This is a genomic window from Luteimonas sp. J29 (genome assembly GCF_000472505.1).
Lineage (GTDB): Bacteria > Pseudomonadota > Gammaproteobacteria > Xanthomonadales > Xanthomonadaceae > Luteimonas.
On record NZ_AWZR01000001.1, the window covers coordinates 424,581 to 437,905 of the forward strand.

General features: G+C 73.0%; 12 protein-coding genes. 7 read left to right on the top strand and 5 right to left on the bottom strand.

The features are described 5' to 3' along the window. The first annotated feature begins 148 nt into the window (after positions 1-148). From LUTJ29_RS18790 to LUTJ29_RS0101775, 4 genes are all read left to right on the top strand, one after another. Positions 149-451 carry a hypothetical protein gene (locus tag LUTJ29_RS18790; RefSeq protein ID WP_027071040.1) on the top strand — a complete coding sequence of 101 codons (303 nt, stop codon included), beginning with the start codon at positions 149-151 and terminating at the stop codon, positions 449-451. A gap of 169 nt (positions 452-620) precedes the next feature. Further along, on the top strand, positions 621-1,460 hold the full coding sequence (locus LUTJ29_RS0101765) for a p-hydroxycinnamoyl CoA hydratase/lyase (RefSeq protein ID WP_027071041.1): 840 nt from the start codon (positions 621-623) through the stop codon (positions 1,458-1,460). A gap of 33 nt (positions 1,461-1,493) precedes the next feature. After that, positions 1,494-2,945 carry an aldehyde dehydrogenase gene (locus tag LUTJ29_RS0101770; RefSeq protein ID WP_027071042.1) on the top strand — a complete coding sequence of 484 codons (1,452 nt, stop codon included), beginning with the start codon at positions 1,494-1,496 and terminating at the stop codon, positions 2,943-2,945. A gap of 9 nt (positions 2,946-2,954) precedes the next feature. After that, positions 2,955-4,676: an acyl-CoA dehydrogenase family protein gene (locus LUTJ29_RS0101775; RefSeq protein WP_043740031.1), complete on the top strand. Its 1,722-nt coding sequence runs from the start codon at positions 2,955-2,957 to the stop codon at positions 4,674-4,676. Positions 4,677-4,685: 9 nt separating this feature from the next. Here the strand turns inward: LUTJ29_RS0101775 and LUTJ29_RS0101780 are convergent, their stop codons facing one another. Beyond that, positions 4,686-5,366, bottom strand: a complete 681-nt coding sequence (locus LUTJ29_RS0101780) for a TetR/AcrR family transcriptional regulator (RefSeq protein ID WP_027071044.1) — start codon at positions 5,364-5,366, stop codon at positions 4,686-4,688. A gap of 194 nt (positions 5,367-5,560) precedes the next feature. Next, on the bottom strand, positions 5,561-6,475 hold the full coding sequence (locus LUTJ29_RS0101785) for a helix-turn-helix domain-containing protein (RefSeq protein ID WP_051322591.1): 915 nt from the start codon (positions 6,473-6,475) through the stop codon (positions 5,561-5,563). A gap of 166 nt (positions 6,476-6,641) precedes the next feature. On the opposite strand from LUTJ29_RS0101785, the gene pobA reads away from it, so the two are divergent. Beyond that, positions 6,642-7,820 carry a 4-hydroxybenzoate 3-monooxygenase gene (gene pobA / locus LUTJ29_RS0101790; protein ID WP_027071046.1) on the top strand — a complete coding sequence of 393 codons (1,179 nt, stop codon included), beginning with the start codon at positions 6,642-6,644 and terminating at the stop codon, positions 7,818-7,820. A 25-nt stretch (positions 7,821-7,845) separates the two neighbouring features. On the opposite strand, the gene LUTJ29_RS15765 is transcribed toward pobA, so the two are convergent. Genes LUTJ29_RS15765 through LUTJ29_RS0101805 form a run of 3 tightly spaced genes read right to left on the bottom strand, consistent with a single transcriptional unit; the run spans position 7,846 to position 10,825 of the window. Then, entirely contained in the window at positions 7,846-8,781 is a 936-nt protein-coding gene (locus LUTJ29_RS15765) for a LysR substrate-binding domain-containing protein (protein WP_051322592.1), read from the bottom strand. A gap of 50 nt (positions 8,782-8,831) precedes the next feature. Next, complete coding sequence (locus tag LUTJ29_RS0101800) at positions 8,832-9,788, bottom strand: PDR/VanB family oxidoreductase (protein WP_027071047.1); 957 nt, start codon at positions 9,786-9,788, stop codon at positions 8,832-8,834. After that, positions 9,785-10,825 (bottom strand): aromatic ring-hydroxylating dioxygenase subunit alpha, encoded by a 1,041-nt coding sequence (locus tag LUTJ29_RS0101805; RefSeq protein WP_027071048.1) that lies wholly within the window; start codon positions 10,823-10,825, stop codon positions 9,785-9,787. The genes LUTJ29_RS0101800 and LUTJ29_RS0101805 overlap by 4 nt, the downstream gene beginning before the upstream one ends. 366 nt (positions 10,826-11,191) lie before the next feature. On the opposite strand from LUTJ29_RS0101805, the gene mhpT reads away from it, so the two are divergent. Both mhpT and LUTJ29_RS0101815 read left to right on the top strand, forming a co-directional pair. Then, a complete protein-coding gene (mhpT, locus tag LUTJ29_RS15770) occupies positions 11,192-12,406 on the top strand; it encodes a 3-(3-hydroxy-phenyl)propionate transporter MhpT (protein ID WP_043740033.1) in 1,215 nt (404 codons plus the stop codon). A gap of 176 nt (positions 12,407-12,582) precedes the next feature. Then, positions 12,583-13,281: a substrate-binding domain-containing protein gene (locus LUTJ29_RS0101815; RefSeq protein ID WP_027071049.1), complete on the top strand. Its 699-nt coding sequence runs from the start codon at positions 12,583-12,585 to the stop codon at positions 13,279-13,281. Positions 13,282-13,325: the final 44 nt, after the last annotated feature.

Sequence of the window (13,325 nt, forward strand, 5' to 3'; positions counted from 1 at the left end):
GCATGCGGGACGGGCGGGCCCTGGTCGACGAGGTCGGGACCGGTCCGGTCCAGGCGCACATCGGCGTCCGGCCGCGCATGGCGCAGATGGCGGCGTTGCGCAACATCGTCGACACGCTCTGTCCCCGCAGCCTGCGTCCGGTGCGCTGTTGCGCGCCGAACTGGTCGCCCTCGAACGGGGGCTGCGCCGGCAGTGGCCCGGCCGGACGCCCGGGATCAAGCGCCCCGGCCTCGCGCTGCCGGTGGCCGGCATGGAGCGGCGCGGCCGGATCCAACGACGGCGCAGCCGTGCCGACGGGCGCTGCCGGGTGCTCCGCCTGGCCCCGGAAGGCAAGGCCCTGCTGGCCGGGGCCGACCACACGCACGCACGGCACGAGGCGCGGCTGCGGCGCCTGCCGGGCCGCGACGCGACCCGCTTGTGCCAGGCGCTCGAGCGGATCCGCCGGCGCTGAACCCGCCACGGGCCGCCCGGCGGGCCGGTTGCGGCAGGGGCCCGGTGGGCATGGCCAAGGCCGCTCCGTGCACCCCCTTCCATCCGCCCGATCATTTGTTATGCTGCATAACAATGATCGCCCGGAGGCGTTCCGGGCCGACACGCCGCCACAGGTGCGAGGAGACACGATGGCTGATTACCAAGGGCGCTGGAGCTGCGTCGAAGTGGAAGTGCAGGACGGGGTCGCGTGGGTGACGCTCAACCGCCCCGCCAAGCGCAACGCGATGAGCCCGACGCTGAACCGCGAGATGCTGGAGGTCCTGGACGCGATCGAGGTGGACCGCGACGCGGACATCCTGGTGCTGACCGGCGCGGGCGAGTCGTGGTCGGCCGGCATGGACCTGAAGGAATACTTCCGCGAGACCGACGGCCAGGAAGAGATCATGCAGGAGCGGGTGCGCCGCGAATGCTCCGAGTGGCAGTGGCGGCGGCTGCGGTTCTACACCAAGGCCACGATCGCGGCGGTCAACGGCTGGTGCTTCGGCGGCGCGTTCTCGCCGCTGGTGGCGTGCGACCTGGCGATCGCGGCCGACGAGGCGGTGTTCGGCCTGTCGGAGATCAACTGGGGCATCCCGCCGGGCAACCTGGTGAGCAAGGCGGTCGCGGACACGATGGGCCACCGCCAGGCGCTGTACTACATCATGACCGGCAAGACCTTCACCGGCCAGGAAGCGGCGGCGATGGGCCTGGTGAACGCATCGGTGCCGCGCGCGCGCCTGCGCGAGGAAGTCAACGCGCTCGCCCAGGTGCTGCGCGAGAAGAACCAGGTGGTGCTGCGCTTCGCCAGGCACGGGTTCAAGCGCTGCCGCGAGCTGACCTGGGAGCAGAACGAGGACTACCTGTACGCGAAGGTCGACCAGTCCAACCATCGCGATCCCGAGCGCGGGCGCCAGCAGGGCCTGAAGCAGTTCCTGGACGAGAAGACGATCAAACCCGGCCTGCAGACCTACCGTCGCAACGTCGATTGACCGGCCGCCACGGCGGCGAAGAGAGGAGGAACCATGCATCACGTTGAACTTCTGATCGGTGGTGCGCGCCGCGCCGCCGCCAACGGCGCCACGTTCGACCGCCTCAACCCGGTCAACGGCGAAGTCGCCAGCCGCGCGCCTGCGTCGTCGGTGGCCGATGCCATCGCGGCGGTCGACGCTGCGGCCGCGGCGTTCCCGGCCTGGGCGGCGGTCTCGCCCGGCGAGCGCAGGGCCCGCCTGCTCAAGGCCGCGGACCTGATGGATGCGCGCGCCGGCGACTTCATCCGCATCGGCGTCGCCGAGACCGGCGGCACGGCCGGCTGGTACGGCTTCAACGTGATGCTGGCCGCCAACATGCTGCGCGAGGCGGCGGCGCTGACCACCCAGATCAGTGGCGAGGTCATCCCGTCCAACGTGCCCGGCAGCCTCGCCATGGGCGTGCGCCAGCCGGCCGGCGTGGTGCTGGGCATCGCGCCGTGGAACGCGCCGGTCATCCTCGGCACCCGCGCGCTGGCCACGCCGCTGGCCTGCGGCAACACCGTGGTGCTCAAGGCGTCCGAAGCGTGCCCGGGCGTGCATGCGCTGATCGGCGAAGTGCTGGTCGATTCGGGGCTGGGCGAGGGCGTCGTCAACGTGGTCACCAACGCCCCGGCCGATGCGCCGGAGATCGTGGCCGCGCTGATCCGCGACCCGCGCGTGCGCCGGGTCAACTTCACCGGCTCGACCCGCGTGGGCCGCATCGTCGGCAGGCTGGCGGCCGAGTCGCTCAAGCCGGCGCTGCTCGAGCTCGGAGGCAAGGCGCCGTTGCTGGTGCTCGACGATGCCGACCTCGAGGCCGCGCGCGACGGCGCGGTGTTCGGCGCGTTCATGAACCAGGGCCAGATCTGCATGTCGACCGAGCGCCTGGTGGTCGACAACAAGGTCGCCGACGAGTTCGTGGCGATGGTCGCGGCCAAGGCCGCCACGCTCAAGGCTGGCGACCCGGCCGCGAACGACACTCCGCTCGGCGCGCTGTTCTCGCCCGAGGCGGCCGCGCACTGCCGCGAGCTGATCGACGACGCTGTCTCCAAGGGTGCACGCGTCGCCTGCGGCGGCCAGATCGACGGCACCATCATGCAGCCGACGGTGGTCGACGGGGTCACCAGGCAGATGCGCCTGTACTCCGAGGAGTCGTTCGGCAACCTGGTGTCGGTGATCCGCGTCGACGGCGAGGACCAGGCGGTCGAGGTCGCCAACGACACCGAGTACGGGCTGTCGGCGGCGGTGTTCAGCCGCGACGTCTCGCGCGCCTGGCGCGTCGCCTCGCGGATCCAGTCGGGCATCTGCCACATCAACGGCCCGACCGTGCACGACGAGGCGCAGATGCCGTTCGGCGGCGTGAAGGACAGCGGCTATGGCCGGTTCGGCGGCAAGGCGGGCATCGCCGAGTTCACCGAGCTGCGCTGGATCACGATCCAGAACGAGCCGCGCCACTACCCGTTCTGATCCGGCGCGATGCTGCGGTGGCAGCCGCCGCTGGATGACGTCGCCTTCCTCCTCGGCCCGTGGCTGCGGGCCGGGGACGACTGGAAGCGCATCCCGCGTTTCGCCACGCTCGATAGCGACACCGCCGAAGCGGTGCTGGCCGAGGCCGGCCGCTTCTGCGCCGAGGTACTGGCGCCGCTCAACGCGGTCGGCGACGTGCAGGGCTGCCGGCTCGTCGACGGGCGCGTCCGCACGCCCGACGGATTCGCCCAGGCCTACCGGCGCTACGTCGCGGACGGCTGGCCGGCCCTGGCCCGCGACCCCGCCTGGGGCGGCCAGGGCCTGCCCGCGCTGCTGGAACTGGCATTCACCGAGATGCAGGCGGGCGCCAACCATGCGTGGACGATGTACCCGGGCCTGCTCGCCGGCGCGGTCGCCTGCCTGCAGGCGCATGCGTCGCCGGACGTCCAGGCCCGCTTCCTGCCGCCGCTGGTCGGCGGCGAATGGCTGGCCACGATGTGCCTCACCGAGCCGCAGGCCGGCAGCGACCTGTCGCTGCTGCGCACGCGCGCGGTCCCGGCCGCCGACGGCAGCGTGCGCGTCACCGGGGCCAAGGTGTTCATTTCCGGCGGCAGCCAGGACCTGACCCCGAACATCGTCCACCTCGTGCTGGCGCGGCTGCCCGACGCGCCGCCGGGCACGCGCGGGATCTCGCTGTTCGTGGTGCCGGACGTGCTCGAGGACGGCAGCCGCAACGGCGTGTTCGTCGACGGCCTCGAGCACAAGATGGGCCTGCACGGCAGCGCCACCACCGCGCTGCGCTTCGAGGGCGCGGTGGGCTGGCGGGTGGGCGAGGCGCATCGCGGGCTGCCGGCGATGTTCGTGATGATGAACGCCGCGCGCCTGCACGCCGCGATGCAGGGCGTGGCGCACGCGGCGCGCGCGAGCGAGCTGGCCCATGCCTACGCCCACCAGCGCCGGCAGATGCGCGCCGAGCCGCGCATGGAGCCGGAACAGCCCGCCGACCCGATCGCCGCGCATCCGCCGATCCGCCACCTGCTGCGCTGCCTGCGCGGCTGGTCGGAACAGATGCGCGCCGCCGGCTACTGGCTGGGCCACCTGATCGACCTGCATGAGCACGCGCCGGATGCGGACGAGCGCCGGCGTGCGGGGATGCTGGTCGAACTGCTGACGCCAGTGGCCAAGGCGCACTTCACCGAATGCGGGCACCTGCTCGCCAATCGCGCGCTGCAGGCCTTCGGCGGCTACGGCTACGTGCGCGAATACGGCATCGAACAGGTGGTGCGCGACAGCCGCATCGCGATGATCTACGAGGGCAGCAACGAGATCCAGGCGCTCGACCTGCTGCAGCGCAAGCTGCTGGCCGACGACGGCGCGCGCCTGGCGGTATTCTGCGGCGAATGTGAGCGCGTCGCCGCCGCCGCGGAGGCCGCGGGGCAGTCGGGTCCCGCCGCGGCACTGCGCCGCCTGCGGCGCAGGCTCTGGTCCGCGTTCGAACGCGTGCGCGCGGCCGCGGCGAGTGACGTGTCGGCGCCTGCGCGCGTGGCGGACAGCTTCCTGCGCGCGACCGGCCAGGTGCTGCTGGCCTACGCCTGCGTGCGCACCGTGGCGGTGGCGGGTGGATCGGCCGGCGCCGATGCGGTGGAGCGCCGGGAACGGGCGTCGTGGATGCTCGGCGAGCTGCGCCTGGAGTTCAACGCGCAGCTGGCACGCCTGCGCGCCACGCTCTGACGGCGCGGCTCAGGCCGCGTCCGGGAACACTGCGGCGCCGTTGGCGAAGATGCGCGCCACCGCGGTCGCGGCGAGCGAGCGCGCCTGCGCCGGAGGGATGCCGAGCGCGCGCAGCATCGACTGCGCCATGCTGCGGGCGATCTCCGCCGACGGGGTGGCGAGGCGGTCCTCCAGCACGTGGCGCACCGTGATCACGGTCAGGCCCATCACCACCAGCACCGCGCACTCCAGGTCGATGTCGCGGAAGCGGCCGCCGGCCACGCCGCGTTCGAGCACCTGGGCCATGTTCCGGTTGATCGGCGCCTGGGCCATGGTGGAGCCGTCGTTGAGCTTGTACAGCACCCGCGCCGAGTCGCGGAAGCGGGTGGCGAACTGGGCGAACACGCACAGGGCGAGGGCCGAGTGCAGCGCCGCGTCGTCCACGTCGGCGGTGACCGCGATGATGGCCTGCTCGACGCGGTTGCGCACCTCGGCCCCGATTTCGCGGGCGAAGGCTTCCTTGTCGCGGAAGTGGTTGTAGAAACTGCCCTTGGCCACGTCGGCCAGGTCGACGATCTCGTCGATGCTCACCGCGTCCACGTCGCGCTGCGCGAACAGCGCCCGGCCCGCGCGCAGCAGCGCCTCGCGGGTGCGGTCGCGGCGCCGGTCGGGGCGCCGTGCGCGCGTGGCAGGACGGGACTCGTTGGGCATGCGGCCTTCCCTGCGGCGACGGACGGTAGCCGGCGGCGCGGGCGACGCGCCGTGGCCGTGGCCATTATGACCAAATGGTCAGAAGGCATCCACGGGTGCGCGAACGCCCGCCGCCGCGGAGCGGAGCCGACCGGCGGCGCTGGGACGCGGGCGGCCCGCGCCTGGCGGCTGTTGCGTCCGCGGCGGACGCGCCCTCAGCCGCCCCGGTCCAGGTGGTGGCATGCGCGCGCGCGGTAGCTCGACGGCGGGCAGCCCATGGCGCGGCTGAAGAAGCGGCTGAAGTAGGCCGGATCGCTGAAGCCGAGTTCCTCGGCGACCACCTGGATCGGCTTGTGGGTGTAGGCAAGGTCGCGTTTGGCTTCCAGCAGCAGGCGCTGGTGCAGCAGGCCCTGCGCGCTGGTGCCGGCGAGGTCGCGGCAGATCCGGTTGAGGCTGGCGATGCTGATGCCCAGGCGCTGGGCGAAGTAGCCCACCGGCAGGTGCTTGCGGAAGTGCTGCTCCACCAGTTCGCGGTAGCGCTCGAGCTGCAGCTCGCGCGCGCGCCGCGGCGGCGGTGCCGGCTCCGGTCGCCCGCGGTCGGCCTGGTCGCGCAGCAGGTGCACCAGCGCCTGCAGGCTCAGGGCGCGCAGCATCGCCTCCCGGCCCGGCGCGCGCTGGTGGTACTCCTCGTGCAGTTGGGCGAAGGTGGCGGCGAGGGCCGATCCGGACTCGCCCACCCGCAGCCGCAGCGGCTGGCGCAGGTCGCCCGCCGCTCCCAGTTCCTCGGCCAGCCCGGCCAGCAGCGGCGCGGCCAGGGTGACCACGTGGCCCTGGACGTCCTCGCTGAACACGAATCCGTGCACGCACATCGGCGGCACGAACTGCAGCACCGGGCCCTGGGCGCGATGCTCGCGTCCGTCGAGCTGGATCGCGACCCGGCCGCGGGCCACCCACAGCAGCTGGCCCAGGTCGGCGTGACGGTGCGGGGCGATCACCCAGCCGTGGCGGCGGCTGCGCGAGGCGATCGTCTCGCAGTGCACCAGGTCGGGCGCCTGCCACGGCGTTCGCTCGCCGTAGAGCGGGAACAGCGGAATCGCATTGCCTTCGCGGGCGCGGACGGAACCGTTCATGCGTGGCTTCCTCACGGGGCGGGGGACCCGGGTACAGTTATGAACAATAACAAAAATGGGCGGATGAGCGAAAAGTCCCTGTGACGGTCCGGTCCGTGCATTCATCGGCGCGGCCCGGCCGCAAAGAATCGGACCGTGGGGCATGCCCCGTTCCCGTGGAGTGCGGATGAAGACCCAGGTCGTGGTGATCGGTGCGGGCCCGTCGGGCCTGCTGTTGTCGCAGCTGCTGGCGCGCGCGGGCGTGGACGTGGTGGTGCTGGAACGGCAGACGCCCGAGTACGTGCTCGGCCGGATCCGCGCGGGCGTGCTGGAGAAGGGCGCGGTCGAGATGCTGCGGCTCGCCGGCGCGGGCGAGCGCATGGACCGCGAAGGGCTGCCGCACGACGGTTTCCACGTCGGCGTCGACGGCGTGCTGCACCACGTCGACCTCAAGGGCCTGACCGGCACCTCGGTGATGGTGTACGGCCAGACCGAGCTCACCCGCGACCTGATGGAGCTGCGCCAGCGCGAGGGCGGGGTGATCCACTACGGCGCCGCCGACGTGGAGATCCACGACCTCGACGGCGCGCGCCCGTCGGTCTCGTTCACCCTCGACGGTCGCCGCGAACGCATCGAGTGCGACTACGTCGCCGGCTGCGACGGCTTCCACGGGGTCAGCCGCCGCAGCATCCCCGCGGGCGTGCTGACCGAGTACGAGCGCGTGTACCCGTTCGGCTGGCTGGGCCTGCTGTCCGACACCCCGCCGGTGGACGACGAGCTGATCTACTCGCGGCATCCGCGCGGCTTCTCGCTGTGCAGCATGCGCAGCCGCACCCGCAGCCGCTACTACCTGCAGGTGCCGCTGACCGAAAAGGTCGAGGACTGGAGCGACGAGCGCTTCTGGGACGAGCTGCGCAGGCGGCTGCCGGAATCGCACGCCGGGCGCCTGGTCACCGGGCCGTCGATCGAGAAGAGCATCGCGCCGCTGCGCAGCTTCGTGGTCGAGCCGATGCAGTACGGGCGCATGATCCTGGTCGGCGACGCCGCGCACATCGTGCCGCCGACCGGCGCCAAGGGCCTGAACCTCGCCGCGTCGGACGTGTTCGTGGCCTGGAAGCTGCTCGCCCGCGCCTGCGCCGGCGACCACGACGCGCTGCAGCGCTATTCGCCGCTGTGCCTGGACCGGATCTGGAAGGCGCAGCGCTTCTCGTGGTGGCTGACCAGCCTGCTGCACGACTTCCCCGACACGCCCGGCTTCGACCGCCGCATCCGCGAGGCCGAGCTGTCCTACCTGCTGTCGAGCGAGACCGGGCGGCGCAGCATCGCCGAGAACTACGTCGGCCTGCCGTTCCCCGACCTCGACTGAGGCGCGGGCGCCGCCGGCGCGGCGCCTACAGCCAGAACGCCGGCCGGCCGTCGCGCTGGTCGCGGTCCGGATCGAGCGCGGCCGGCAGGCCGGAGCGGATCAGCGCCACCATCGACCGCTGGGCCTGGGTGGTGGGCCGGTGCGCGCTGGTCGCGAGCATCACCCGCGCGGTCAGCCCCGGCGGCGCGATGGACCGGGTGAGGTAGCGCAGCGGCTGGGCCGCGGTGCGCACCGCGTTGGCGCTGAGCAGCGCGTGGCCCACGCCGTCGGCCACCAGGCCGAGGATCGCGTCGACGCCGTCGGCCTCCATCGCGATGGTGGGCGCCTGGCCCATGCGGGCAAGGGTGTCCTCGACCCGCATGCGGATGGTGTTGGGCCGGCGCGGGATCACCAGCGGCAGGCGGGCCAGGTCGGGCAGCGACACCGGCTGCGGATCCGCGCCGGCGCTGGCCCGCGACACCAGCAGCAGCGGCTCCTCGAACACCGTCTCCAGCGCCACGCCCGGCTGCTGCGGCAGGTCGTACACGAGGGCGACGTCGAGGCTGCCGGCGACCAGCGCCTCCATCATCACCGTGCTCAGGCCCTCGCTGATCGACAGGGTCACGCCGGGCAGGTGGCGCGCGGCCGAACGCACCAGGGCGACGGTCAGGAGCTTGGACAGCGTGGGCGGCATGCCGAGCGCGACCTTGCCGCGGGTGCCGCCGCCCAGGCGCGCGAGCTCGTCGCGCAGGCTTTCCACCTGGTGCAGCAGGCCGCGGCCGCGCTCGAGCAGCACCCGCCCGGCTTCGGTCGGGGTGACGCCGCGGCCGTTGCGGACCAGCAGCGGCTGGCCCAGCTCCACTTCGAGCAGCCGCACCTGGCGGCTGAGCGCAGGCTGGGCCACGTCCAGCACCACGGAGGCACGGGTGAAGCTGCCGAGTTCGGCTACCTGCACGAAATAGGCGATCTGGCGCAGGTCCACGGCTCTACCGGTGCGGCGGGACGCCGATGGCCCATTCTACGCACGGCGCCTCAGCCATCGAGGTCGAGCACCAGCCTCGGCGTCAGCGAGCGCGAGCAGCAGGGCGTGAACAGTGCGCCGGAGCTGCGTTCCTCGTCGGTCAGGAACTGGTCGCGGTGGTCGGGGATGCCGGCCCGCACGCGGGTGACGCAGGTGCCGCAGATGCCCTGTTCGCACGACAGCGGGATGAACACGCCGTGCGCCTCGAGGCACTGGGCCACGCTCTGGTCCGCGGCGACGCGGAACACGCGCCCGTCGTTGATCTCGACCTCGAACCCGTCGTTGCCCGACGCATCCACCGGCAGCGCGCTGAACGACTCGCTGTGGAAGCGGCCGGCGCCGAACCCGGCCGCCTCGCAGGCCCGGCGCGCGGCCTCGATGAAGCCGGCCGGGCCGCAGGCGTAGACGTGGCTGCCGGCGGGAGCGCCGGCCACGAGCGCGTCGAGGCTGTGGCTGGGGCCGTCGGGGCCGTCGATGTGGACGCGCACCTGGCGGCTCCAGGGCGCGGTGGCCAGGCGCGCCTGGAACGGCAGCCGCGCGGTGCTGCGCGCGCAGGCGTGCAGCGCGAACGGCCGTCCGTCGCGATGCAGCACCTCGGCCATGCTCAGCAGCGGGGTGATGCCGATGCCCCCGGCGAGCAGCAGGTGGTGCGGCGCATCGCTCGCGAGCGGGAACAGGTTGCGCGGCGCACCGATGCGCAGCCGGTCGCCCTCGCGCAGCGCGTGCACGGCGCGGGAGCCGCCGCGCGAATCCTCGGCCAGCAGGATCCCGAGTTCGTACCACGGCTGTCCGGGCACGTTGCACAGCGAATACTGGCGCACCAGGCCGTCGCCCAGGTGCAGGTCCACGTGCGCGCCCGGCTCGAACGCCGGCAGCGGCGCGCCGTCGATGCGTTCCAGGCGCAGCGAGACCACGCCTTCGGCCTCGTCGGCGCGGCGCGCGACGCGGACGTCGATCGTGTCGCTCACGCGGAGGCGGCGGCCGCTTCGGCCGCGATCGCCCGGTCGATCATGCGCCGCGCCTGCACGCCGCCGGCGTCGATGTTGAGCTTGAGCAGGTCGCGGCCCGGGTGGTCGAGCAGGTTGCGCTGCTGCGATTCGAGCATCGCCAGGTCCTCGGCGAAGATGCGGCCCTGGCCTTCGCGGATGCTGGCGGTCAGTTCGGGGTCGTCGACCTTGAAGCGGCGCGCCATGCCCCAGAAGTACCAGTGGCTGGTGCCGGTCTCGGGGGTGATGAAGTCGACCACGACGCTGGAGGCCTTCACCGCGTCCGGCGCCTGGTGGCCGCCGTTGCCGGCCAGGGCCACGCCGACCTCGATCATGACGTGGCTGGGCAGGGTGAAGTGGCAGATCTGCCAGCGGTCCACCGGCTGGTCGTCGGGCAGGCCGTTGGCGCGCAGCGCGGCGCGCCAGAACGGCGGCGCCATGATGTTCTCCATGAAGCGGCTGGTCACCACTTCCTGGCCGACCACGCGCGTGGTCACCGGCGACTCGTCGATCTCCTTCTGGCCGATGCTGGTGGCGTGGACGTAGGTCTCGTGGGTGAGGTCCATGAGGTTGTCGACCATCAGCCGGTAGTCGGCCTCCACGTGGTACAGGCCGCCGCCGTAGGCCCAGTCCGGGCTTTCAGCCCACTCGAAGTGGGGCAGGGCGTCGGGCGTGGCGAGCGCGGGGTCGCCGGGCCATACCCAGACGAAGCCGTAGCGCTCGAGCACCGGGTAACTGCGGATGCGCGGGAAGCCGCCGACGCGCTGCTGCGGCATCGACACGGTGCAGCCGTCGCGGCCCATCACCAGGCCGTGGTAGCCGCACACCAGCTTGCCCTCGCACACGGTGCCGAGCGACAGCGCGGCGCCGCGGTGCGGACAGAAGTCCTCCACCGCCGCGGCCTTGCCTTCTTCGTCGCGGAAGAAGCACATCGCCAGGCCGCAGATGCGCCGCCCCAGCGGCTTGCCCTCGATGTCGTCCGGGGTGCAGGCCACGTACCAGGCGTTCAACGGAAACATGCGGATCCTCTTGGCTTGGGTTGCCGGCGCGGTCGCAATGCGCGGCCGGGGCGCGGCGCGTGCGGGATGCGGTGGTGGCTCGAGTTATTGACTATTCGGTCATATATGGACGGACCAGTCAAGATCGCTGCCGCCCGCGGAGACGCCGGCCGTGGCGCCGGGGGAGATGCATCGCGGCTGCTGTCCGACGGCACGCCCGCGCGTCGCAAGGCGCCTGTCCCTGGCCCGCCGCGGGCCTCGTGTGGCCGCCGGCCGGTCGCGTGATTCGCGGTTGCGCGATGGCAAGTTATTGACAATAACTAATTGCTGTGGCCTGCTCGACGCCAGCGCCGCCTGCCGGGCGGCGACAGGCAAACGGGAGGATCCATGGGCCAGGCGGTGCGCGAACCGGCGGGCAGGACGGCATGGCTGACGCTGGCGCTGTGCTGCGCGGTGTCGGTGTTCGAAGGGTATGACCTGCAGGCGGCGGGCGTGGTTGCGCCGCGCGTGCGCGCGGCGTTCGAGCTGGGGCCGGACCAGCTGGGCTGGTTCTTCAGCGCCGCCACGTTCGGGCTGATGCTCGGCGCGGCGATCGGCGGCCGGCTGTCCGACCGCCTGGGCCGCAAGGCGGTACTGATCGCCTCGGTGGCGGCGTTCGGCGCCATGTCCGTGGCCACCGCCTACAGCTGGAGCGCCGAGAGCCTGCTCGTCACCCGGTTCCTGACCGGGGTCGGCCTGGGCGGCGCGCTCCCCAACCTGCTCGCCCTGGTGACCGAGAACGCGCCGGCGAACCGCCGCCACTTCGTGGTCGGCGCCATGTACGCCGGCCTGCCCACGGGTGGCGCCCTGGCGGCGCTGACCAGCGCGATGGGCGTCGAGCCCGAGAGCTGGAAGAACGTGTTCCTGGTCGGCGGCCTCGCGCCGCTGCTGCTCACCGTGCCGCTGCTGCTGTTCCTGCCGGACTCGCGCGAGCAGCGCCAGCTCGACACGCGCGAACGCGCTGGCGTGGCCCTGGCCCTGTTCGGCGAGGGCCGCGCACTGCGCACCGTGGCGCTGTGGGTGGGCTTCTTCCTCGCCCTGCTGGCGATGTACCTGCTGCTGAACTGGCTGCCGTCGCTGCTCGTGGGCCGCGGGCTGAGCGTGCGCGATGCTTCGTGGGTGCAGATGCTGTTCAACATCGGCGGCGCGGTGGCCAGCGTGGCCACCGGCCAGCTGATGGACGGGCGCTGGCGCACCGCCTGCGTGCCGGTGGCATTCCTCGCGACCATCGGTGCGCTGCTGGCGATGGCCGCGTCGCCGGCCTCGCCGCTGGCGGCCATGCTCTGCGGCCTGGCCATTGGCGCCACCGTCTCCTCGACCCAGACCATCCTCTACGCCCTGGCCCCCGGGCAGTACCCGACCGCGGTGCGCGGCACCGGCGTGGGCGCCGCGGTGTCGGTGGGGCGGCTGGGTTCGGCGGCCGGCCCGCTGCTGGCGGCGGTGCTGATCGGCGGCGGTTCCAGCGCCAACCAGGTGCTCATGGCGCTGGTGCCGGTGCTGCTGGTGGCCGGCGCGCTGACCTGGTGGCTGACCCTGCGCAGCCGGCCCTCGTCCCAGCACTGACGGCATGGATTGGAGTCGGCCATGCCGGAATGCGATAACAGCTAGAGCGGTTCCCGCGTGGCGGGGATGGTGATGACCACCAACAATGCCGGTCATGCGTTCCCGTCCCGCCCCCCGCCGAACGACGCGATCGCGCACTGACGCGCAGGGGCGCGGCCCGGCCCCGGGAGGCGTGCATGGCTGACCCGCGTCCGGTCCTCGAGGGCCTGTCGTCGATGGCCACGCGCCAGGTGCTCTCGGCGCTGGCGTCCGGGGCCCTGGCGGCCGGGCTGTCCCAGGTGCGGATCACCTCGGTCGGCGGCGTCGATGCCGAGAAGCGCGTCATGGACGGCGAGCCGGTCGACCTGGTGTGGCTGGCGGCGCCGGCGCTCGAGCGCCTGGAAGCGGCCGGGCACCTGGTGCCGGGCAGCCGCCGCGCGCTGATGCGGTCGGAGATCTGGGTGGCGGTGCGCGCGGACGCGCCGCGGCCGCCGGTCGCCGACGAGGCGCAGGTTCGCGAGGCGGTGCTGGCCGCGCGCACCCTGGGCCATTCCACCGGCCCCAGCGGCACCTACCTCACCGGGCTGTTCCAGCGCTGGGGCATCCGGGAGCAGGTACAGCCGCGCCTGGTCCAGGCGCCGCCGGGCGTGCCGGTGGCGGCGCTGATCGCGCGCGGCGAGGTGGAACTGGGCTTCCAGCAGCGCAGCGAGCTGGTCGGCGTGGAGGGCGTGGACGCGATCGGCCCGCTGCCCGACGCGATCCAGCACGCGACGGTGTTCTCCGGCGCGGTGTGCGTGCGCAGCCGCGACCCGAAGGCGGCCGCACGCCTGCTCGACTTCATGGCCTCGGACGCGGCGTCCGGGATCCTGCTCGCCCACGGCATGGCGCCGGCGTGAGCGCAACGTCCGCCCCCGCCGGCGGCGCAAGACCAGGTAGGACC

Coding starts and splice junctions, on each gene's coding strand:
- LUTJ29_RS0101765 (WP_027071041.1), top strand. CDS start 621: ATGGCTGATTACCAAGGGCGCTGGAGCTGCGTCGAAGTGGAAGTGCAG.
- LUTJ29_RS0101770 (WP_027071042.1), top strand. CDS start 1,494: ATGCATCACGTTGAACTTCTGATCGGTGGTGCGCGCCGCGCCGCCGCC.
- LUTJ29_RS0101775 (WP_043740031.1), top strand. CDS start 2,955: ATGCTGCGGTGGCAGCCGCCGCTGGATGACGTCGCCTTCCTCCTCGGC.
- LUTJ29_RS0101780 (WP_027071044.1), bottom strand. CDS start 5,366: ATGCCCAACGAGTCCCGTCCTGCCACGCGCGCACGGCGCCCCGACCGG.
- LUTJ29_RS0101785 (WP_051322591.1), bottom strand. CDS start 6,475: ATGAACGGTTCCGTCCGCGCCCGCGAAGGCAATGCGATTCCGCTGTTC.
- pobA (WP_027071046.1), top strand. CDS start 6,642: ATGAAGACCCAGGTCGTGGTGATCGGTGCGGGCCCGTCGGGCCTGCTG.
- LUTJ29_RS0101805 (WP_027071048.1), bottom strand. CDS start 10,825: ATGTTTCCGTTGAACGCCTGGTACGTGGCCTGCACCCCGGACGACATC.
- mhpT (WP_043740033.1), top strand. CDS start 11,192: ATGGGCCAGGCGGTGCGCGAACCGGCGGGCAGGACGGCATGGCTGACG.
- LUTJ29_RS0101815 (WP_027071049.1), top strand. CDS start 12,583: ATGGCTGACCCGCGTCCGGTCCTCGAGGGCCTGTCGTCGATGGCCACG.